Source organism: Paracoccus sp. (in: a-proteobacteria) (genome assembly GCF_039808215.1).
Taxonomy (GTDB): domain Bacteria; phylum Pseudomonadota; class Alphaproteobacteria; order Rhodobacterales; family Rhodobacteraceae; genus Paracoccus.
In genome coordinates this window covers 1-18,288 of sequence record NZ_JBDHSP010000025.1, presented here as the reverse complement: position 1 = coordinate 18,288, position 18,288 = coordinate 1, and the positions used below count along the sequence as shown (strand labels likewise).

At 69.9% G+C, this 18,288-nt stretch carries 21 protein-coding genes, 1 tRNA gene, 3 pseudogenes and 1 riboswitch; of the genes and pseudogenes, 11 read left to right on the top strand and 14 right to left on the bottom strand.

All coding sequences use genetic code 11. From position 1 onward, the window contains the following. The 7 genes from hemW (at position 1) to mobA (ending at position 5,450) form a co-directional block, all read left to right on the top strand. On the top strand, positions 1 to 1,185 hold the full coding sequence (gene hemW / locus WMK75_RS10155; RefSeq protein WP_347267562.1) for a radical SAM family heme chaperone HemW: 1,185 nt from the start codon (positions 1 to 3) through the stop codon (positions 1,183 to 1,185). Continuing rightward, complete coding sequence (locus tag WMK75_RS10150; RefSeq protein ID WP_347267561.1) at positions 1,186 to 1,539, top strand: YbaN family protein; 354 nt, start codon at positions 1,186 to 1,188, stop codon at positions 1,537 to 1,539. Positions 1,540 to 1,616: 77 nt separating this feature from the next. Continuing rightward, positions 1,617 to 2,744: an S-(hydroxymethyl)glutathione dehydrogenase/class III alcohol dehydrogenase gene (locus WMK75_RS10145; RefSeq protein WP_347267560.1), complete on the top strand. Its 1,128-nt coding sequence runs from the start codon at positions 1,617 to 1,619 to the stop codon at positions 2,742 to 2,744. 80 nt (positions 2,745 to 2,824) lie between these two features. Next, on the top strand, positions 2,825 to 3,463 hold the full coding sequence (locus WMK75_RS10140) for an ATP-dependent Clp protease proteolytic subunit (RefSeq protein ID WP_347267559.1): 639 nt from the start codon (positions 2,825 to 2,827) through the stop codon (positions 3,461 to 3,463). Further along, the gene (locus WMK75_RS10135; protein WP_347267558.1) at positions 3,460 to 3,990 is read left to right on the top strand and encodes a GNAT family N-acetyltransferase; all 531 of its coding nucleotides are present in this window, start codon (positions 3,460 to 3,462) and stop codon (positions 3,988 to 3,990) included. Before WMK75_RS10140 ends, WMK75_RS10135 begins: the two co-directional genes overlap by 4 nt. After that, complete coding sequence (fghA, locus tag WMK75_RS10130) at positions 3,974 to 4,813, top strand: S-formylglutathione hydrolase (protein ID WP_347267557.1); 840 nt, start codon at positions 3,974 to 3,976, stop codon at positions 4,811 to 4,813. Before WMK75_RS10135 ends, fghA begins: the two co-directional genes overlap by 17 nt. Before the next feature lie 25 nt (positions 4,814 to 4,838). Then, complete coding sequence (gene mobA, locus WMK75_RS10125) at positions 4,839 to 5,450, top strand: molybdenum cofactor guanylyltransferase MobA (protein ID WP_347267556.1); 612 nt, start codon at positions 4,839 to 4,841, stop codon at positions 5,448 to 5,450. On the opposite strand, the gene WMK75_RS10120 is transcribed toward mobA, so the two are convergent. The 11 genes from WMK75_RS10120 to WMK75_RS10070 all read right to left on the bottom strand — a co-directional run bounded on the left by WMK75_RS10120 (position 5,438) and on the right by WMK75_RS10070 (position 14,236). Continuing rightward, positions 5,438 to 6,169, bottom strand: a complete 732-nt coding sequence (locus WMK75_RS10120) for an ABC transporter permease (RefSeq protein WP_347267555.1) — start codon at positions 6,167 to 6,169, stop codon at positions 5,438 to 5,440. The genes mobA and WMK75_RS10120 overlap by 13 nt on opposite strands. Further along, entirely contained in the window at positions 6,166 to 6,951 is a 786-nt protein-coding gene (locus WMK75_RS10115; protein ID WP_347267554.1) for an ATP-binding cassette domain-containing protein, read from the bottom strand. The genes WMK75_RS10120 and WMK75_RS10115 overlap by 4 nt, the downstream gene beginning before the upstream one ends. Further along, positions 6,948 to 7,613: a thiaminase II gene (gene tenA / locus WMK75_RS10110; protein ID WP_347267553.1), complete on the bottom strand. Its 666-nt coding sequence runs from the start codon at positions 7,611 to 7,613 to the stop codon at positions 6,948 to 6,950. Before tenA ends, WMK75_RS10115 begins: the two co-directional genes overlap by 4 nt. Continuing rightward, complete coding sequence (locus WMK75_RS10105) at positions 7,610 to 8,548, bottom strand: ABC transporter substrate-binding protein (RefSeq protein ID WP_347267552.1); 939 nt, start codon at positions 8,546 to 8,548, stop codon at positions 7,610 to 7,612. The genes tenA and WMK75_RS10105 overlap by 4 nt, the downstream gene beginning before the upstream one ends. Beyond that, positions 8,545 to 9,504: a HesA/MoeB/ThiF family protein gene (locus WMK75_RS10100; protein ID WP_347267551.1), complete on the bottom strand. Its 960-nt coding sequence runs from the start codon at positions 9,502 to 9,504 to the stop codon at positions 8,545 to 8,547. The genes WMK75_RS10105 and WMK75_RS10100 overlap by 4 nt, the downstream gene beginning before the upstream one ends. Beyond that, positions 9,501 to 10,097: a thiamine phosphate synthase gene (locus tag WMK75_RS10095; protein WP_347267550.1), complete on the bottom strand. Its 597-nt coding sequence runs from the start codon at positions 10,095 to 10,097 to the stop codon at positions 9,501 to 9,503. The genes WMK75_RS10100 and WMK75_RS10095 overlap by 4 nt, the downstream gene beginning before the upstream one ends. After that, positions 10,094 to 10,858: a thiazole synthase gene (locus WMK75_RS10090; protein ID WP_347267549.1), complete on the bottom strand. Its 765-nt coding sequence runs from the start codon at positions 10,856 to 10,858 to the stop codon at positions 10,094 to 10,096. Before WMK75_RS10090 ends, WMK75_RS10095 begins: the two co-directional genes overlap by 4 nt. 1 nt (position 10,859) lies before the next feature. After that, a complete protein-coding gene (gene thiS / locus WMK75_RS10085) occupies positions 10,860 to 11,057 on the bottom strand; it encodes a sulfur carrier protein ThiS (RefSeq protein WP_347267548.1) in 198 nt (65 codons plus the stop codon). Next, on the bottom strand, positions 11,041 to 12,018 hold the full coding sequence (locus WMK75_RS10080) for an FAD-dependent oxidoreductase (protein ID WP_347267547.1): 978 nt from the start codon (positions 12,016 to 12,018) through the stop codon (positions 11,041 to 11,043). Before WMK75_RS10080 ends, thiS begins: the two co-directional genes overlap by 17 nt. After that, a complete protein-coding gene (gene thiD, locus WMK75_RS10075) occupies positions 12,015 to 12,836 on the bottom strand; it encodes a bifunctional hydroxymethylpyrimidine kinase/phosphomethylpyrimidine kinase (protein WP_347267546.1) in 822 nt (273 codons plus the stop codon). Before thiD ends, WMK75_RS10080 begins: the two co-directional genes overlap by 4 nt. Before the next feature lie 72 nt (positions 12,837 to 12,908). Beyond that, positions 12,909 to 13,012: riboswitch (TPP riboswitch) on the bottom strand. 57 nt (positions 13,013 to 13,069) lie between these two features. Then, the gene (locus WMK75_RS10070) at positions 13,070 to 14,236 is read right to left on the bottom strand and encodes a nucleotide sugar dehydrogenase (protein ID WP_347267545.1); all 1,167 of its coding nucleotides are present in this window, start codon (positions 14,234 to 14,236) and stop codon (positions 13,070 to 13,072) included. Positions 14,237 to 14,363: 127 nt separating this feature from the next. Between WMK75_RS10070 and WMK75_RS10065 the strand changes: the two genes are divergently transcribed. The 4 genes and pseudogenes from WMK75_RS10065 (at position 14,364) to WMK75_RS10050 (ending at position 17,633) form a co-directional block, all read left to right on the top strand. Then, positions 14,364 to 14,990 (top strand): HAD family phosphatase, encoded by a 627-nt coding sequence (locus WMK75_RS10065; RefSeq protein ID WP_347267544.1) that lies wholly within the window; start codon positions 14,364 to 14,366, stop codon positions 14,988 to 14,990. 219 nt (positions 14,991 to 15,209) lie between these two features. Then, a pseudogene (locus WMK75_RS10060) lies at positions 15,210 to 15,424 on the top strand (ABC transporter ATP-binding protein); the annotation flags it as partial. Positions 15,425 to 15,466: 42 nt separating this feature from the next. Beyond that, a pseudogene (locus WMK75_RS10055) lies at positions 15,467 to 15,664 on the top strand (transposase); the annotation flags it as partial. Between the two features lie 259 nt (positions 15,665 to 15,923). After that, positions 15,924 to 17,633 (top strand): peptidoglycan-binding domain-containing protein, encoded by a 1,710-nt coding sequence (locus WMK75_RS10050; protein ID WP_347267543.1) that lies wholly within the window; start codon positions 15,924 to 15,926, stop codon positions 17,631 to 17,633. Positions 17,634 to 17,709: 76 nt separating this feature from the next. Here WMK75_RS10050 and ykgO read toward each other — a convergent pair whose 3' ends face one another. The 3 genes and pseudogenes from ykgO to WMK75_RS10035 all read right to left on the bottom strand — a co-directional run. Beyond that, complete coding sequence (gene ykgO, locus WMK75_RS10045) at positions 17,710 to 17,835, bottom strand: type B 50S ribosomal protein L36 (RefSeq protein WP_010392221.1); 126 nt, start codon at positions 17,833 to 17,835, stop codon at positions 17,710 to 17,712. 83 nt (positions 17,836 to 17,918) lie between these two features. Beyond that, a tRNA-Val gene (locus WMK75_RS10040) sits at positions 17,919 to 17,993 on the bottom strand. A gap of 113 nt (positions 17,994 to 18,106) precedes the next feature. Next, positions 18,107 to 18,288: pseudogene (locus WMK75_RS10035) on the bottom strand (IS5/IS1182 family transposase); the annotation flags it as partial.

Sequence of the window (18,288 nt, the reverse complement as noted above, 5' to 3'; positions counted from 1 at the left end):
ATGCCCCTTGCCACCGCCCTTGCCCCACCGCTCGCCGAGGACTGGCGGGCGGGCGGTTTCGGGCTTTATGTCCATTGGCCGTTCTGCGCCGCGAAATGCCCCTATTGCGATTTCAACAGCCATGTTGCGGCGGCGATCGACCAGCAGCGCTGGCTGGCCGCCTATCGCACCGAGATCGCGCGGCTTGGCGCGGAACTGCCCGGACGGGTGCTGAACAGCATCTTCCTTGGCGGCGGCACACCCAGCCTGATGGCCCCCGAGACCGTCTTCGGGGTGATCGAGGCCGCCCGCGCCGCCTGGTCCTTTGCCAATGACATCGAGATCACCCTCGAGGCCAACCCCACCAGCGTCGAGACCGGGCGTTTGCGCGCCTATGCCGCGGCCGGGGTGAACCGCGTCTCGATGGGGGTGCAGGCACTGAATGACGACGATCTGCGCCGCCTCGGTCGCATGCATTCCGCCGCCGACGCCCGCGCCGCCTTCGACATCGCCCGCGACTGTTTCACCCGCGTCAGCTTCGATCTGATCTATGCAAGGCAGGATCAGGATCGCGCGCATTGGCGCCAGGAACTGCGCCAGGCGCTTGCCATGGCGGTCGATCACCTCTCGGCCTATCAGCTGACCATCGAGCCGGGCACCGCCTTCGGTGCCCGCCACGCCAGGGGCGGCCTCAGGGGCCTGCCCGACGACGATCTGTCGGCCGACATGTATCTGGATACCCAGGAAATCTGCGCCCATGCCGGATTGCCGGCCTATGAGATCTCGAACCATGCCCGCCCCGGCGCCGAAAGCCGGCACAATCTGCTCTATTGGCGGCAGGGCGACTGGGCGGCGGTCGGCCCCGGCGCGCATGGCCGCCTGACGCTGGCCACGGGCCGCTGGGCCAGCGAGGCGCATCGCGCCCCCGGCGCCTGGCTCGAGGCGGTCGAGACCGGCGGCAGCGGCGATTGCGGGCGCGAACTGCTGACGCTTTCGGACCGGGCGCTGGAATATCTGCTGATGTCGCTGCGCCTGGTCGAGGGCATGCAGATCTCCCGCTATCAGGCGCATGGCGCCAGGCTGCCCGGGCAGCGGATCGACGATCTGGCGGGGCTTGGGCTGATCACGCGCCAGGGCGACCGGCTGGCGGCGACCGCCACCGGCCGCCCGGTGCTGAACGCCATCCTGCGCGAACTGGCCGAATAGATGCGCTACCTGCTGTTGACCCTGGGCTGGTTCTCGCTGGCGATCGGCCTCATCGGGGCGTTCCTGCCGGTCCTGCCCACGGTGCCCTTCCTTCTGCTGGCGGTCTGGGCCTTCGCGCAATCCTCGCCGCGCATCAGCGCGCGCATCATGCGCCACCCGACATTCGGCCCGCCGATCCGCGCCTGGCGCCGGCGTGGCGTGGTCAGCCGCAAGGCCAAGGTCTGGGCGGTGGCGGCCATGGCTTGCGGCGTCCTGTGGGCGCTGTGGCTGGGCCTGCCGCCGCTGATCATCGTCCTGCAGGCCAGCGTCTGCACCGGCATCGGTGCCTGGCTGGTGACCCGCCCCGAGTCCTGAGCGCCACCGCGGCTTGCCCGCGGCGCAGCCGCGGGGCATGATGCCCGCCTGATGCCGTCATCCAGGGGAGGGAAGACATGAAAACCCGCGCCGCCGTCGCGCTTGCCGCCGGCCAGCCGCTCGAGGTCATGGAAGTCAATCTCGAAGGCCCGAAGGCCGGCGAAGTGCTGGTCGAGATCAAGGCCACCGGCATCTGCCACACCGACGAATTCACCCGCTCGGGCGACGACCCCGAAGGGATCTTCCCCGCCATCCTCGGCCATGAGGGCGCGGGCGTGGTGGTCGAGGTCGGCCCCGGCGTGACCAGCGTGAAGCCCGGCGATCACGTGATCCCGCTTTACACCCCCGAATGCCGGCAATGCCCGTCCTGCCTGTCGCGCAAGACCAATCTCTGCACTGCGATCCGCGCCACCCAGGGCCAGGGGCTGATGCCGGACGGGACCTCGCGCTTCTCGATGCTCGATGGCACGCCGATCCACCATTACATGGGCTGCTCGACCTTCTCGAACTTTACCGTGCTGCCCGAGATCGCTCTGGCCAAGGTGCGCGAGGACGCGCCCTTCGACAAGATCTGCTATATCGGCTGCGGCGTCACCACCGGCATCGGCGCGGTGATCAACACCGCCAGGGTGGAAATCGGCGCCAAGGCCGTGGTCTTTGGTCTCGGCGGCATCGGCCTCAACGTCATCCAGGGCCTGCGCCTGGCGGGCGCCGACATGATCATCGGCGTCGATCTGAACGACGACAAGAAACCCATGGCCGAGCGTTTTGGCATGACGCATTTCGTCAATCCGAAGCATTGCGACAACGTGGTGCAGGAAATCGTCAACCTGACGAAGACCCCCTTCGACCAGATCGGTGGCGCCGATTACAGCTTTGACGCCACCGGCAATGTCCGGGTGATGCGCGACGCGCTGGAATGCACGCATCGCGGCTGGGGCCAGTCGATCATCATCGGCGTGGCCCCCGCCGGGGCCGAGATCAGCACCCGCCCGTTCCAGCTGGTCACCGGCCGGGTCTGGAAGGGCACGGCCTTTGGCGGCGCGCGCGGGCGCACCGATGTGCCGCAGATCGTCGACTGGTATATGCAGGGCAAGATCGAGATCGACCCGATGATCACCCACACCATGGCCCTTGAGGACATCAACAAGGGGTTCGAACTGATGCACACGGGCGAGTCGATCCGCTCGGTCGTGCTTTACTGATCGTCAACCGCTGCTTAGGTAAAAGACCGGCGGGGCCGCGGGTCCCGCCGTCGCCATGAGGAACAAGAAGGAGCAGACCGATGCGCCACCAGTGGCTGGGACAGGACGACGACGATGATGACGACGACGATCGTCCGCAGAAGGCCGACAAGGACGAGGGCCTGGGCCTGCCCGAAGGCGACAAGATCGGCAAGCTCTACTTCAAGTCGCGCACGGTGATCGTCGCCGGGCCGATCAACGACAAGCTGGCACAGCGCACCGTGGCGCATCTTCTGGCGCTCGCCGAGGACAGCGAAGCGCCGATCAACATGCTGATCTCCTCGCCCGGCGGGCATGTGGAATCGGGCGACATGATCCATGACGTGATCAAGTTCATCCGCCCCACGGTGCGCACCATCGGCTCGGGCTGGGTGGCCTCGGCCGGCGCGCTGATCTTTGTCGCGGCGAAAAAGGAAAACCGCTACTGCCTGCCCAATACCCGCTTCCTGATCCACCAGCCCTCGGGCGGCATCGGCGGCACCTCGACCGACATGATGATTCAGGCCGAGCAGGTGCGGCTGATGCGCGACCGCCTGAACCAGATCTTTGCCGAGGCCACCGGCCAGAGCATCGAGCGCATCGAGAAGGACACGCAGCGCGACTTCTGGCTGAACACGCAAGAGGCGCTGGACTACGGCCTTCTGGGCCAGATCATCCGCAGCGTGGATGAGCTGAAATGACCCCGGGCGGGGTCGCGATCCGTCCCGCCACGCGCGACGACGATGCGGCGATCTGGAAGGTCCTGCAGCCGGTCTATCGCGCGGGCGAGACCTATTGCATCCCGCCCGACATCACCCGGGACGAGGCGCTGGCGGATTGGTTCGCCGCGCCTTTCTCGGCCTTCGTCGCGGAACTGGACGGGCAGGTGCTGGGCACCAGCCATGTCGGGCGCAACCGCCCCGGCCCGGCCAGCCATGTCGCCAATGCGAGTTTCGCCACCCGCCCCGATGCGCGCGGCCGCGGCGTCGCCCAGGCGCTGCTCGCCCATGCCCAGGCCTGGGCGCGCGCGCAGGGCTTTCGCGCCATGCAGTTCAATTTCGTCGTCGCCAGCAACACTGACGCCGTGCATGCCTGGCAGAAGGCCGGCTTTGCCATCGTCGGCCGGCTGCCTGCGGCCTTTCTTCACCCCCGGCATGGCTATGTCGATGCATTGGTCATGTTCAAGGATCTGCAAGCAGAGGAGCCCAGCCATGTCCCAGCCCCATGAGACCGTCTCGGAATGCCGCAGCTTCGGCGGCACCCAGGGCGTCTATCGTCACGCCTCGCAGGCGACGGGCACCGAGATGACCTTTGCCCTGTATCTGCCGCCCGATGCCCGCCACCACCGGGTGCCGGTGCTGTGGTTCCTGGCCGGGCTGACCTGCACGCATGAAAACGCCATGGTCAAGGCCGGGGCGCAGGAATGGGCCGCGGAATACGGCATCGCCCTGGTCTTTCCCGACACCTCGCCGCGCGGTGAGGGCGTGGCCGATGACGCGGCCTTCGATCTCGGCCAGGGCGCCGGTTTCTATGTCGATGCCACGCAGGCGCCCTGGGCGCCGCATTTCCGCATGTGGCACTATGTGACGCATGAGCTGCCGGAACTGGTCTTCGGCAATTTCCCCCTGGAGCGCGAGGCCCAGGGCATCACCGGCCATTCCATGGGCGGGCACGGGGCGCTGACCATCGCCATGACCTTCCCCGAGCGCTACCGCTCGCTCTCGGCCTTTGCGCCGATCGCGCATCCGACGCAGTCGGACTGGGGCCGCAAGCAGTTCACCGCCTATCTGGGCGCCGACCAGGGGCCCTGGGCCGGGCATGACGCGACGCTGCTCATGCGCGAGCGCGGCTATCCGGGCGAGGTGCTGATCGACCAGGGGGCGAGCGATCCCTATCTGGAACTGCTCAAGCCCGAGGCGCTGGCCGGCGCCATGGCTGCGCGCCGCCAGCCCGGCGCCTTCCGCACGCATGCGGGCTATGACCACAGCTATTTCTTCGTGCAAAGCTTCATGGCCGAACATATCCGCTGGCACGCCGAGCGGCTGGGCTGAGCGCGCCGGCACGAGGGTATCAGCCATGGAGGCACCCCCCGCCGTGATCCTTGCCGGCGGCCTGTCCAGGCGCATGGGCGGCGGCAACAAGGGCCAGCGGCTTCTGGCCGGCGAGACCCTTCTGGCCCGCATCATCCGCCGGCTGCGCCCGCAATGCGGGGCGCTGGCGATCAATGCCAATGGCGATGCCGCGGCCTTTGACGAATACGGCCTGCCGGTGATCGCCGATGGCATCGCGGGCTTTGCCGGACCGCTGGCGGGGGTGCTGGCGGGCATGGACTGGGCGGCGGGCCTTGGTGCGGCCAGCGTCGTCACCGTCAGCGTGGACACGCCCTTCATTCCCGGGGATCTCGTGCATCGCCTGCGCGAGGCGCGGGGGCGCTCGGGCCTTGCCATCGCAGCCAGTCCTGACCCCGAGGGGCTGCTGCGCGACCATCCGACCTGCGCGCTGTGGCCGGTGGCGCTGGCCGGCGGGCTGCGCGCGGCGCTCGACGCGGGCCAGCACCGCGCCGGGCAGTTCGCCGCCACGCATGCGCCGGGCAGGGCGGTGTTCGACAGCCAGCCGTTCGATCCGTTCCTGAACCTGAACACGCCCGAGGATCTGGCCCGCGCCGCGCGGCTGCTTCAGACGCCGTAGCGCTGCCAGAGCCGGTGCAGCGCCACGGCGACCAGCCTGGCGAACACCACCGTGATCACCGACAGGACCAGCAGTGCGGCAAAGACCAGATCGACCTTCATGCGGCCATTGGCATGGATCATCAGCGCCCCGAGGCCGCGCGCGCCGCCGACCCATTCGCCGATCACCGCGCCGATCGGCGCATAGACCGCCGCCAGCCGCAGCCCGGTCGCCAGATGCGGCAGCGCCGCGGGGATGCGCAGATGCCGCATGATGCGTGTGCGGCTGGCGCCCATGACCCGCGCCAGGTCCAGCGCCGCCTGCGGCGTGCGCATCAGCCCGTCCAGAAAGGCCGAGGCCACCGGAAAGAACACGATCAGCACGGTGACCGCGATCTTTGGCGCCATGCCGAAACCCAGCCACAGCGTCAGGATCGGTGCCAGGGCAAAGACCGGGATGGTCTGGCTGAAGGTCAGGATCGGCCGCAGCACCGCCGTCAGCCGCTCGGAAAACCCCATCGCCACCGCCAGCGCCGCGCCGACCCCGGCCCCCAGGCCAAAGCCCAGCACCACCTCGGCCAGGGTAAAGCCGGCGTGCCGCAGCAGCTCGGCCCGGTTCAGCCACAGCGCCTGCGCCACCGCGGCGGGCGAAGGCAGCAGGAAGGCCGGCATCCCGGCCAGCCAGACCAGCCCCTGCCACAAGGCCAGAACGACAAGGATCAACGGCAGCACGGTCCTCATGCCATCATCCTGCGCATCAGATCGGATTGCAGCGCCAGCACTTCGGGCGCGTCATAGGGGCGGGCGGCCGCGGGTGGTCGCGGGCTGGCGATTGGGCATTCGCTCAGCCCCTCCTCGCGCAAAAGCAGGATGCGGTCGCCCAGGCGCGCGGCCTCGGCCGGGTCATGGGTGACCAGCAGCACCGTGCGCCCGGCCAGCAGCCGTGCTGCAAGATCCTGCATCTGCGCGCGCGTGCGCGCATCCAGCGCCGAGAAAGGCTCATCGAGCAGCACCAGCGGCCGGTCCTCGAACAGGGTGCGCGCCAGGGCCACGCGCTGGCGCTGGCCGCCCGAGAGATTGGCGGGCAGGTGGTCGCGGCGGTCGTCGAGGCCCACGGCCTCGATCAGCATCGCCGCCCGCCCGCCCGGGGCCTCGGCCCCGCGCCGGGGCGGGCCCTCAATGGGGCCGGCCCGGCGTCCCCCCGGTTGGGGTTCCGACAGCAGGGCCGAGGGCAATTCGCCGCGCAGCCGCGCGCCCAGGGTGACATTGCCGGTCACGTCCAGCCAGGGGATCAGGCCGGGGTCCTGCGCCATCAGCGCCACCGGCGGGTGACAATGCACCCGACCCTCAAAGCGGGCGCCGGTGTCCAGCCCGGCGATCAGGCGCAGGATGGTGGACTTGCCGACGCCGGACGGACCCAGAAGGCAGGTCCAGCCGCCCTCGTCCAGCACCAGATCGACCGGTGCGAACAGCGGCACCTCGCCGACCCAGGCCTGGCCGTGCATGGCGGCGACCGCGGTCACGTCCCCAGTCCCCAGAAGGCGACCTCAAGCCGGGTGGCGGTGGCAAAGCGCGATTCCAGCGCCGACCAGCGGGGGCTGGTCTCGGGCACCGTGCCCAGCCGATTGTCGATGGCGCTGTCCAGAAGCGCGCCGGCGTCAATGCAGGCCTGCTGGTATTGCGCGCCACCATAGGTCTCGATCCAGTCGCGATAGGGGTTGTCGGGCGCGGCCTCGCGCAGCAGGCGGGCGCCGATCTCGCCATAGCCCAGCACGCAGGGCATCAGGGCGGCCAGCAGGTCAAGGAAGTCGCCGGCCAGTCCCGCGTCCAGCACATAGCGCGTATAGGCGATATTGGTGATCGCCTCGGGGGTCGAGAGCATCGCCTTCGTGTCGATGCCGGCGGCGGCGCAGCTCTGCACATGCAGGCCCATCTCATGGTCGAGCAGCGTGTGCACAGTGGCGGCGGCGGCGCGCATCTCCTCCAGATCGCCGGCCTTGACCACGGCCAGCGCCCAGGCGCGGCTGAACTGGATCAGGAACAGATAGTCCTGCACCAGATAGTTCAGGAAGGCCGCGCGCGGCAGGCTGCCATCGCCCAGCCCCTGGACGAAGGGGTGATGCGTATAGGCGTGCCAGGCCGGCGCCGCCTGGCGCAGACGCTCAAAGGCGTGGCCATAGCTCATGGCTTGGCCCCCACATCCACGGCCAGGGCGCCGACCGGCAGCACCTCGTCCACCAGGCCCGCCTCTTTCAGGAACTGCTCGAAGCGCAGGTAGCGGCCCTGGTCCAGCGCCGCCGGGCTTTGCGAAAAGCGCGGCAGCGTCTCTTTCCAGGCTTCGGCGTTCAGCTCGTCCGCAAGGTCGGGGGCGGTGGCGGAAAACAGCGTCCAGGCCTCCTCGGGGTGGTTGACCATGTATTGCGCGCCGCGCTCGACCGCGGCCAGCATCCGCCGGGTCCGGTCCCGGTCCAGCGTTTGCGGATTGGCGACGAAGATCAGTTCGTCATAGGTCGGAACGCCCTGTTCCTCGACGAAAAAGCAGCGGCCCTCGGCGCCTTCAAGGCGCATCTGTGTCAGCTCGAAATTGCGATAGGCACCGATGGTGGCATCGACCTGGCCGGTGATCAGTGCCGGCGACAGCGACCAGTTCACATTGACCATCTCGACATCGTCCATGGACAGGCCGGCGTGCTTCAGGATCTGCGCCACCAGCGCGCTTTCCACCCCCGAGACGGAATAGCCGATCTTCTTGCCCTTCAGCTCTGCCACCGTCTGCGGCCCGTCGGCCTTGACCATCAGGCAGTTCAGCGGCGTGGCGACCAGCGTGCCGACGCGGACCAGCGGCAGGCCCTCATGCACCTGCAGATGCAGCTGCGGCTGATAGCTGATGGCGTAATCGGCCTTGCCGGCGGCGACCAGCTTCGGCGGATCGGCGGGGTCGGCGGGGGCGACGATCTCGACCTCCAGCCCTTCCTCGGCGAAAAAGCCCTTTTCCTGCGCCAGGATGATCGGCGCGTGATCGGGGTTCACGAACCAGTCCAGCATCAGCGTGACCTTGTCGGCGGCCAGTGCCGGCTGCGCCAGCAGGGCCAGGGTGGCGGCAAGGGTGAAATGTCTCATCTCTCGTCTCCCAGGGCAAGAAGGGTGATGTCGCCGTCAAAGCGGCGGGAAAGGGCCTCGGCGGCGCGCCAGGCGCGCAACCCCGAGCGGCAGGCCAGCACCACGCGCTGCCCTGGCGCCGGCAGCGGGCCGGCGGCGCCGTAGCCGGGCGCGCGCAGCGCTTCGGGGGTGGCCTTGCGCGGCGCCTCGTCCTCGGGGCGCAGGTCGATGACCAGATCCCCGGGCGCGATCTCCTCGGCCGCGATGAAGCGCGGTCCGGGGCATTCCGACGCTCCGTCAAAGCGGAACTGGCCAATGCGCCCGCGGTCGCAGCGGATCAGCTCGCCCAGCGGCGAGGGGGTGAGGCCAAGGATCAGCCGCAGCGCCATCTGCGCCTGCAGGCAGCCCAGCATGCCCACCACCGGCCCCAGCACCCCGGCGCTGGCGCAGGTCTGGCCGCTGTCGGGCGGATCGGGGAACAGCGCGCGCAGGCTGGGCGCACCGCCGCAAAAGCCGCCGACATAGCCCGAAAGCCCCAGCGCCGAGGCCGAGATCAGCGGCCGTCCCGCGGCAAGGCAGGCATCCGACAGCGTATAGCTGGCGGCATGGCTGTCGGCGCAGTCCAGCACCACGCCCGCCGCCGCCACCAGCGCCGGGGCATTGGCGGGCGTCAGCCGCGCCGCCATGGGCGCCAGCGCGACCTCGGGGTTCAGCCGCGCCAGCGCCCTGGCGGCGGCGCGCACCTTGGGCTGGCCCAGGTCCTCCATGCCGTAAAGCGGCTGGCGGTGCAGGTTGCCTTCCTCGACCGTGTCGGGGTCGATCAGGGTGATGCGGCCGATGCCGGCGCCGACCAGATATTGCAGCGCCGGCGCGCCCAGCCCGCCGGCGCCGACCACCAGCACATGCGCGGCCGCAATGCGCTCCTGCCCCGCGACGCCCACCTCGGGCAGCACCATCTGGCGCAGATAGCGGCTCATGGCGCCACCTGCAGCCATTCGCGCATGCGGGCCTCGGGATCGGGGTTCAGCGTGATGTCGGTGACCGCCGAGATCGTGTCGGCGCCCGCGGCCAGCGCCAGAACGGCGCGTTCCGGGGTCATGCCGCCGATGGCGACCAGCGGCACCGCCCCGGCCAGCCGGCGCCATTCGCCGACCCGCTCCAGCCCCTGCTGTTGCCATTTCATCCTTTTCAGGATGGTGGGCCAGACCGGGCCAAGGGCGATGTAATCCGGGGCCAGCGCCAGGGCGCGGTCCAGTTCCGCATGGTCATGGGTCGAGATCCCCAGCCGCAGTCCGGCGCGGCGGATGGCGGGCAGGTCGGCCGCGTCCAGATCCTCCTGCCCCAGATGCAGAAAGTCGCAGCCCAGATCGATCGCCACCTGCCAGTGGTCGTTCACCACCAGCGTGGCGCCGTGGCCGCGGCACAGGTCGCGGCACAGTGCCAGCTCGGCCGTCAGTTCCGGGGCCGGGCGGTCCTTGATGCGGATCTGCACCAGCCTCACCCCCAGGGGCAGGGCGCGGCGCAGCCAGTCGGCGCTGTCGAAGACCGGATAGAAGACCGGCAGCCTCATGCCAGCACCGCCATGCCCAGCATCGGCGTCGAGGGCGCCGCCATGTCGCGGGCCGCGATCGGATTGGCGCCATGGGCGATCTGCCCGGCCTCGACGGCCAGCGCCATGGCGCGCGCCATGGCCACGGCATCGCCGGCGCGGGCGACGGCGGTATTCAGCAGCACCGCGTCGAAACCCAGCTCCATCGCCTGCGCCGCGTGGCTGGGCAGGCCGATGCCGGCGTCGACCACCAGTGTCACATCGGGAAAATGCGCGCGCAGGCTGCGCAGCCCGTAGGGGTTGTTCAGCCCGCGCCCCGAGCCGATGGGCGCCCCCCAGGGCATCAGCACCCGGCAGCCCGCATCCACCAGCCGGTCGCAGACCGACAGATCCTCGGTGCAATAGGGAAAGACCTGGAACCCGTCCGCCGCAAGGATGCGCGCCGCTTCGGCCAGGGCGATCACGTCGGGGCAAAGCGTGTCGTCGTCGCGGATGACCTCCAGCTTGATCCAGGGGGTCTCGAACAACTCGCGCGCCATTTGGGCGGTGGTCACCGCCTCGCGCACCGTGTGGCAGCCGGCGGTATTGGGCAGGACCGGGATGCCGAGGCCCCTGACCAGGGCGTGGAAATCCTGGCCCGCCCCGCGCTCGCGTCGCAGCGACACGGTGGCGATGCCGGCGCCCGAGGCGCGGAACGCCTCGGCCATGATGGCGGGCGAGGGGTAAAGCGCCGTGCCCAGCAGCAGCGGGCTGGCCACCGCGGTTTCGTAAAATACCGGCATCTCAGCCCCCCTGCATCGGCGCCACGACTTCCAGCGCGTCGCCATCCTTCAGCATGGTGTCGCCGCGGGCGGCGGCGGGCAGGAAGGTGCCGTTCAGCGCCGTCGCCACCCGGGCCGCGGCCAGGCCGATCTCGGCCAGCGCCTCCGCAACACTGGTTCCCGCCAGGTCGTGGGCCTGGCCGTTAAGGGTGATCTTCATCCATGAACTCCGGTCTGCTGCCTGTGGTGATGTGATCGGCGGCCATGGCCGCCACGGCCGGGGCCAGAAGATAGCCGTGCCGGTAGAGCCCGTTGGCATAAAGCCGGTTCCCGCGCCGGCGCAGGCGCGGCAGGTTGTCGGGAAATGCCGGGCGCGCGTCCGAGCCAAGCTCCATGATTTCGGCCTCGGCAAAGCCCGGATGCAGGGTATGGGCGGCGCTGAGCATCTCGACCACCGAACGCGCCGTGGCGCGGTATTTGCCGCCGGTCTCCAGCATGGTGGCGCCGATCATGTAGATGCCCTCGCCGCGCGGCACGACGTATAGCGGGATGCGCGGATGCAGCAGCCGGATGGTGCGGGTCAGCACCACCTCGGGGCAGCGCAGGACCAGCATCTCGCCGCGCACGCCGCGCAGGTCGGGCAATTCGTCGCGCGCCGCCAGCCCGCGGGCGTCGACCACCAGCCCCGAGGGCTCGCCCGCGGTCTCGATGGCGATGCCACGCGCGGCCAGGCGGTCGCGCAGGGCCAGAAGTGCGGCGCGCGGGTTCAGATGCGCCTCCTCGGCGAAGAACAGCCCGCGCGGAAAGCGGCCCGCAAGCTCGGGTTCGAGCGCGGCGATCTCCTCGGACCCAAGCGCGGCATGGCCCCGGGTCAGCCGGGCAAAGCGGTCAAGCTCGGTCAGATCGCGCGCGGGCGCCAGTACCAGCGTGCCGCGCCAGGTCACCTCGGCGCCCTGCGCCTGCCACCAGGCGGCGGCGCTGCTGCCCAGGCGCAGTACCGCCGGCTCGGCCGATTCGGCCTCGCACCAGGGGGCCAGCATGCCGCCGGCGCGCCAGCTGCAGGCCTGCTGGCCGGGCTTGCCGGCCGGGTCGATGATGCGCGGCGTCAGACCGCGCGCCGCCAGTTCCGTGGCGATGCTCAGCCCCATGACGCCGGCGCCGAGAATGGTGATTTCAGTCATTGCTGTCCCCAGAATGCGTGGAAATGATGCACCGGCCCATGGCCGAGGCCGATGCCCAGGGCGTCGGCGCCGGCGATGGCGCCCTGCAGCCAGCCATGCGCGCGGCGCACCGCCTTGGGCAGGTCCAGCCCCTGCGCCAGTCCGGCGGCGATCGCCGAGGACAGCGAGCAGCCGGTGCCATGGGTGTTGCGCGTGGCCTGGCGCGGCGCGGCAAGGCGCAGCGGCTCGGGCCCCAGCAGCAGGTCGATGCAGATCTCGCCCGCGCCGTGCCCGCCCTTCATCAGCACCTGCGCCGCGCCCATGGCGCGCAGGGCCTCGCCCTGGCGGGCCATCTCGGCCTCGGTCGTGGCGGGGGGGCAATCCAGCAGCCGCGCCGCCTCGGGCAGGTTCGGCGTCAGCAGCGTCGCCAGCGGCAGCAGCCGCTCGCGCAGCGCCGCCACCGCCGCCTCGGCCAGCAGCGCGTCGCCGGATTTCGCCACCATCACCGGGTCCAGCACCACCGGCACCGGCCGCGCCGCCAGCGCCTGCGCCAGCCGCCCGGCCACGGCCGCGATCACCTCGGCGCTGCCCAGCATGCCGATCTTGACCGCCCGCACCCGCAGATCCTCGAAGACCGCGTCGATCTGCGCCGCGACCATGGCCGGGCTGACCGCCTCGACAGCGGCGACGCGGCGGGTGTTCTGCGCCGTGATCGCGGTGACCACCGAGGCGCCATAGACGCCAAGCGCGGAAAAGCTTTTCAGATCCGCCTGGATGCCGGCGCCGCCGCCGCTGTCGGACCCGGCGATGGTCAGCGCAATGGGATGAGCCTCGGGCATGTGCCCCGCCTTTCAGTCTTGCGGGTGCACGGGCATGGTTCGGGGATGAATGGCGGCGGGAAGGAGAACCTGCCGCGGCACTCTACCCTTCCCTACGCCGGTATGACCCGGATCAGGTTCGATGGGTCGGTGCAAGGCACCTCTCAGCCCCGGATGGGGCACCCCAAGTGTATGAGTCGTCGCGTGACCATAAGGCCCCGGCCGGTGATCCGCAAGGGATGGAATGTCGCGGCTCAGTCCCGGCCGAACAGGTCGCGGGTGTAGAGCTTGTGCGCCACATCCGCCAGTTCCGGCGCCTGGCGGTTGGCGATGATCAGATCGGCCTGCTGCTTGAAGGCGCGCAGGTCGCGCACCACCGGGCTGTTGAAGAAATGCGTGTCATTCAGCACCGGCTCATAGACGATGCAGGGAATGCCCTTGGCCTTGATCCGCTTCATGATGCCCTGGATCGAGCTGTCGCGGATATTGTCCGAGCCGGTCTTCATCACCAGCCGGTGGACGCCGACCAGCTTCGGGCGGCGGGCGATGATCTCGTCGGCGATGAAATCCTTGCGGGTGCGGTTGCTCTCGACCACGGCGGCGATCAGGTTCTGCGGCACCTGGTCGTAATTGGCCAGCAACTGCTTGGTGTCCTTGGGCAGGCAATAGCCGCCATAGCCGAAGCTGGGGTTGTGATAGTGGTCGCCGATGCGCGGATCAAGGCCGACGCCCTGGATGATGCCGCGCGAATCGAGGCCGCGCGCCAGGGCATAGCTGTCCAGCTCGTTGAAATAGGCGACGCGCATGGCAAGGAAGGTATTGGAAAACAGCTTGATCGCCTCGGCCTCGGTGGCGCCGGTGAACAGCACCGGCATGTCCTTGCGGATCGCGCCCTCGGCCAGCAGATCGGCCAGGCGCCGCGCCGCCGGGCCGTGATCGCCCACCACGATGCGCGAGGGATGCAGGTTGTCGTGCAGCGCCCGGCCCTCGCGCAGGAATTCGGGCGCGAAGATGATGCCCTCATACCCGGTCTCGGCGCGCATGCGGGCGGTAAAGCCCACCGGCACCGTGGATTTGATGACGATGCAGGCGGCGGGCGCCAGCCGGCGGGTCTCGGCGATCACCGCCTCGACGCTGGAGGTGTCGAAGCGGTTGCTGCGCGTGTCGTAATTCGTCGGCGTGGCGATGATGACGAATTCCGCCCCGGGCAGCGCCTCGCCGGCCTCGGTGGTGGCAACCAGGTCCAGCGGGCGCTGCGCCAGCCAGGCGCTGATCTCGGCATCCTCGATGGGCGAGCGGCGGGCATTGACCTGCGCCACGCGTCCCGCATCCACATCCAGCGCCATTACCCGGTTGTGCTGCGCCAGCAGCACGGCCATCGACATGCCCACATAGCCCAGCCCGGCCACTGCAATTACCATCACCACCTCCTGTTGTCGGCCCGCCTTAGCATGCTGCCGCCGCGAGCCAAAGCGACCGCCGCCGCGCTTGCGATCGGGGCCGGGCTTCGGGCATATGGTCGCGCGGACGGGCAATGGAAGGGGCGCCATGAAAAGCGTGATCTTTGATCTGGGGGCGGTGCTGATCGACTGGGATCCGGCGCTGGCCTTCGCCGATGTCTTCGTCAGCCGCGAAGCTGCCGAGGCCTGGATGCAAAGCATCGGCTTTGCCGAGTGGAACCGGCTGCAGGACGGCGGGCGCAGCTTTGCCGAGGGGCTGGCCGCGGCGCGCGCCGATCATGGCGACGGCGCAAGGCATCTTGCCGGCTATCTGGCGGCCTTCCCGGTCACCATCGAAAGGCGGGTGCCCGGCAGCTGGGAAATCGCCGAGGCGCTGCTGGCGCGCGGCGTGCCGCTTTATGCGCTGACGAACTGGGCGGCCGAGACCTGGCCCGCGGCGCTGGAGCTGCATCCGCGGCTGTCGGCGCTGTTTGCCGATATCGTCGTCTCGGGGCAGGTGCAGCGGCTCAAGCCCGATGCCGGCATCTATCGCTTGCTCATGGACCGCAACGGGCTGCGGCCCGAGGATTGCATCTTCGTCGACGACAGCCCGACCAATGTCGAGGGTGCCCGGGCGCTGGGCATCGACGCGATACGCTTCACCGATGCCGCGGCGCTGGGCGCGGAGCTGGCGCGGCGCGGGCTGTTTCAGCCCGGTCCGGCCGGAAAGACCTAGCCGGAGCTGCGGGGCCTGATCCGCGCCCGTAGGTGGAGGCGGTGCTCCGGACTGCCCGGACGGGTTGCCCGTGGCACGACCTGTGGCCAGAATTCGGCAAGTGAAACGGTCTTCAAGCGGTTTTGCCGATGGGCGCGGAAGGTGTCGTCAGCCTCGGTCAGCAGCAGGTTCCTGGCGCTTGGTCAGGGTGATGTCGGTATGAACCGCGATCCGGTCGCCCTGCGACAGCGGTGCGCCCCCGACCGGGATCGAGCGGCCGACGGCGGCGCGATCCTGGACCTGAAGGCCATTCCCCTGCGCCCTGGCAGGGTCACCGCGATCGACCTATCAGCTTTGACATCCGCGCCATCATCGGCCCGAATGGTGCCGGCAAGTCCTCGAAGCTGAGCGCGATCCCGAGTTTCTGCTTGCCGCAGGAAGACGAGATCTTTTTCTGATGCCGAGAACGCGGCCCGATGAAGCCCTGTGAGGTGGCGCGGCTGAACCGCGAGGTGAAGCGGCGGGCGGATGTCATCGGCATCTTCCCGAACGATGAAGCCATCATCCGCCTCGTCGGCGCGCTGATGCTCGAGACAAACGACGAATGGGCGGTCGCGCGGCGCTACATGTCGCCTGAGACCCTCGCCCGCGTGACCGACAATGCCACCGTCAGGCTGCCCGCCGTGGCCGCCTGATCAGGCCCTGACCTCTCCGAGGGTCGGCGCTCCTGCACCACGCCGTGGGGCACTATCGCGGGTGATGGGGATGTGATGACGGTGACGCTGGAAACCGGGGCGAAAGTTGCGGCAAGATGCGAGGGAAGGGTGTTGGATACACTGACACTTCGTGGCCGGGTCAAACCGGTTGCGCCGGAATCGCTGGCCAGTGACGGCAAGCTGATCGGGGACCGGCGCAGCTGCGAACAGGACCGGGCCCTGCTGCAATGGGGTCGCGATGCGCCTGGCAATCGTCCTGCTCGCCGGTCTGGCCGGCGCAGCCCCGGCCCTGGCCGAGGATCGGGCGCTGGTGATCGGCAATGCCGATTACCGGAATGTGCCGGATCTGGCTGGCTCGGACACCGCGGCCCTGGCGCGCGGGCTGCGCGAGGCGGGATTCGTCACCCTGGACGGCATCGACATCGCCGCGGCGCCGCTGTGGCGCATGGCCGAGTCGCTGGCCCGCGCCGATGACGCCCCCGGCGCCCGCATCGTGGTGCTGAATGGCCGCTTCCTGAACGACGGCCGCGAGACCTGGTTCATGGGCAGCGATGTCGAATCACCCGCCTCGGGGGGGCAGGGCCTGCCGCTGTCGCTGGTCATGCGGCTGATGGCCACCGGCCCGCAGGGTGGCGTGCTGATCCTGGGCACCGATGGCCAGCAGATGCCGCTGCGGCCCGGGCTGCACAACGGCATCGGCCCGCTGCCGGCCGAGAGCCCGGGGCTGCGCATCATCACCGGAACGCCCGAGGCCGGCGCCCGCGCCGTGGCGGCACTGGCGCACGGGGCGTCGCTGGGGCAGGCGGTGGCGGCGGATGCCGAACTGCGCCTGGTGGGCGACGCGCCGCCGGCGCCCGGCCCCTGGCGTCCCGGCCCGCAGGGCGCCGTCCCGGCGCAGGTTGCCGACCGTGAGCTTTGGGCGGCGGCGGCGCTCTCGGACGGGCCGCAGGCCTATGAAGCCTATCTGGCGCGCTTTCCCGAAGGCGTGCATGCCGGCGCCGCGCGGCAGCGGCTTGCGCAGCTGGCCTGGCCCGCGGCGCGGCAGCAGGCCGACCGCGACGCCTGGATCGCGGCGGCGGCGACGGACACGCCGGCCGGCTACCGCGACTATCTGGCGCGATTCGCCGACGGCCGCTTTGCCGCCCTGGCGCAAGTGCTGGTCAAGCAATCGGCGCCCGCCGATCCGGCCAGCCAGCGCCAGGCGGCGGCCCTGGCCGAACAGTCGCTTGCGCTCGAGGCCAGCGACCGGGCGGCGATCCAGCGCCATCTTGCACGGCTGGGCCTGGACCCCGGCCTGATCGACGGCGTGTTCGGCGCCAGCACCCGCGAGGCGATCGCGACCTGGCAGCGCGACAACGGCCTTGCGGTGACCGGCTATCTGACCCGCAGGCAGGCGCGGCAGATCGAGCGCCAGAGCCTGGCCCCGGCCGCCGAGCCGCCCTCGCCCGAGGCCGCGACCGGTCAGCGGCTTGCCAGCGCCGCCCCCGGCAAGGGCGGCACCCGCAGCCTCGCCCCGGCGCCCGACCCCGCGGTGACGCCGGGACGGGGGACGGCCGGCACGCGCGGCGACGATCTGGCGACCTGGCGCTGGGCGCTGCGCCAGGATTCGGCGGCGGGCTACGAGATCTATCTCGAGCGCTTTCCCTTTGGTGCCCGCACCGCCGAGGCCGAGACGCGACTGCGCACCCTGCGCGCCGCCACCGAGGCCGCGCGCCGCGAGGAGGAGGCGCTGGAACTGCAGCCGGCGCAGCGCAAGCTGGTCGAGACCCGGCTACATCTGATCGGCATGCGGCCAGGCAAGGTGGACGGCGAATTCACCGCCGAGACCCGGGCGGCGCTGCGCCGCTATCAGGCGGCGCGCAACCTGCGGGTGACGGGCTATGTCACGCAGCAGACTTTCGCCAGCCTGCTGGCCCCCGCGCCCGCGCGCCAGGCCCCGACGCGCTAGCCCGACGTTCCGGCACACGAAAACGCCCGCAGGCCAGTGCGCAGCGGGCGTTGCCGGTCAGGCGATTCGCGACGTCTCAGCCCTGGCGGGCCTTGAAGCGCGGGTTGGTCTTGTTGATGATGTAGATGCGGCCCTTGCGGCGCACGATCTGGCAGTCACGGTGGCGGCTCTTCAGCGAGCGGAGCGAATTGCGAACCTTCATCGGTCTTCTCCCATCGCGGCGCATCGCAAGTCGCGCCCTGGAAACGAAAGACCCCCGGTTAAGTCCCGGGGGCACGAAAGAAATGGTGGGCGGTACTGGGATCGAACCAGTGGCCACTACGATGTCAACGTAGTGCTCTACCGCTGAGCTAACCGCCCCCTGACAGGTGATTCCGTCAGCTTTCGCTGCCAGATCGCCTTGGTCGGCGTGTCTATATCCACCTCCTGCGGGGGTTTCAAGCCCTCAATCGACAGCTAGGGCCCGTGGACATTCATTTCGCGGCGAGGATGGTCGCCACGAGGTGCCAGTTGGCGGCGTAACTGCATGCGGTCTTTCCGTAGCGCGTGGCGATGGCTCGGAACTCCTTGATCTTCGCGAAGAAATTCTCGATCAGATGTCGCCATTCATAGGCATGCCGGTCGTGGTCGCGCCTGATCTTGCGGTTCGCTTTCG

What these genes read in the sequence shown, in the direction of transcription:
- WMK75_RS10145 (WP_347267560.1), top strand. Translation starts at nt 1,617, where the DNA reads ATGAAAACCCGCGCCGCCGTCGCGCTTGCCGCCGGCCAGCCGCTCGAG.
- tenA (WP_347267553.1), bottom strand. Translation starts at nt 7,613, where the DNA reads ATGAGCTATGGCCACGCCTTTGAGCGTCTGCGCCAGGCGGCGCCGGCC.
- thiS (WP_347267548.1), bottom strand. Translation starts at nt 11,057, where the DNA reads ATGAAGATCACCCTTAACGGCCAGGCCCACGACCTGGCGGGAACCAGT.
- WMK75_RS10135 (WP_347267558.1), top strand. Translation starts at nt 3,460, where the DNA reads ATGACCCCGGGCGGGGTCGCGATCCGTCCCGCCACGCGCGACGACGAT.
- WMK75_RS10065 (WP_347267544.1), top strand. Translation starts at nt 14,364, where the DNA reads ATGAAAAGCGTGATCTTTGATCTGGGGGCGGTGCTGATCGACTGGGAT.
- WMK75_RS10050 (WP_347267543.1), top strand. Translation starts at nt 15,924, where the DNA reads ATGCGCCTGGCAATCGTCCTGCTCGCCGGTCTGGCCGGCGCAGCCCCG.
- WMK75_RS10105 (WP_347267552.1), bottom strand. Translation starts at nt 8,548, where the DNA reads ATGAGACATTTCACCCTTGCCGCCACCCTGGCCCTGCTGGCGCAGCCG.
- WMK75_RS10140 (WP_347267559.1), top strand. Translation starts at nt 2,825, where the DNA reads ATGCGCCACCAGTGGCTGGGACAGGACGACGACGATGATGACGACGAC.
- WMK75_RS10080 (WP_347267547.1), bottom strand. Translation starts at nt 12,018, where the DNA reads ATGACTGAAATCACCATTCTCGGCGCCGGCGTCATGGGGCTGAGCATC.
- WMK75_RS10150 (WP_347267561.1), top strand. Translation starts at nt 1,186, where the DNA reads ATGCGCTACCTGCTGTTGACCCTGGGCTGGTTCTCGCTGGCGATCGGC.
- fghA (WP_347267557.1), top strand. Translation starts at nt 3,974, where the DNA reads ATGTCCCAGCCCCATGAGACCGTCTCGGAATGCCGCAGCTTCGGCGGC.
- thiD (WP_347267546.1), bottom strand. Translation starts at nt 12,836, where the DNA reads ATGCCCGAGGCTCATCCCATTGCGCTGACCATCGCCGGGTCCGACAGC.
- WMK75_RS10095 (WP_347267550.1), bottom strand. Translation starts at nt 10,097, where the DNA reads ATGAGGCTGCCGGTCTTCTATCCGGTCTTCGACAGCGCCGACTGGCTG.
- WMK75_RS10120 (WP_347267555.1), bottom strand. Translation starts at nt 6,169, where the DNA reads ATGAGGACCGTGCTGCCGTTGATCCTTGTCGTTCTGGCCTTGTGGCAG.
- ykgO (WP_010392221.1), bottom strand. Translation starts at nt 17,835, where the DNA reads ATGAAGGTTCGCAATTCGCTCCGCTCGCTGAAGAGCCGCCACCGTGAC.
- mobA (WP_347267556.1), top strand. Translation starts at nt 4,839, where the DNA reads ATGGAGGCACCCCCCGCCGTGATCCTTGCCGGCGGCCTGTCCAGGCGC.
- WMK75_RS10070 (WP_347267545.1), bottom strand. Translation starts at nt 14,236, where the DNA reads ATGGTAATTGCAGTGGCCGGGCTGGGCTATGTGGGCATGTCGATGGCC.
- WMK75_RS10090 (WP_347267549.1), bottom strand. Translation starts at nt 10,858, where the DNA reads ATGCCGGTATTTTACGAAACCGCGGTGGCCAGCCCGCTGCTGCTGGGC.
- hemW (WP_347267562.1), top strand. Translation starts at nt 1, where the DNA reads ATGCCCCTTGCCACCGCCCTTGCCCCACCGCTCGCCGAGGACTGGCGG.
- WMK75_RS10100 (WP_347267551.1), bottom strand. Translation starts at nt 9,504, where the DNA reads ATGAGCCGCTATCTGCGCCAGATGGTGCTGCCCGAGGTGGGCGTCGCG.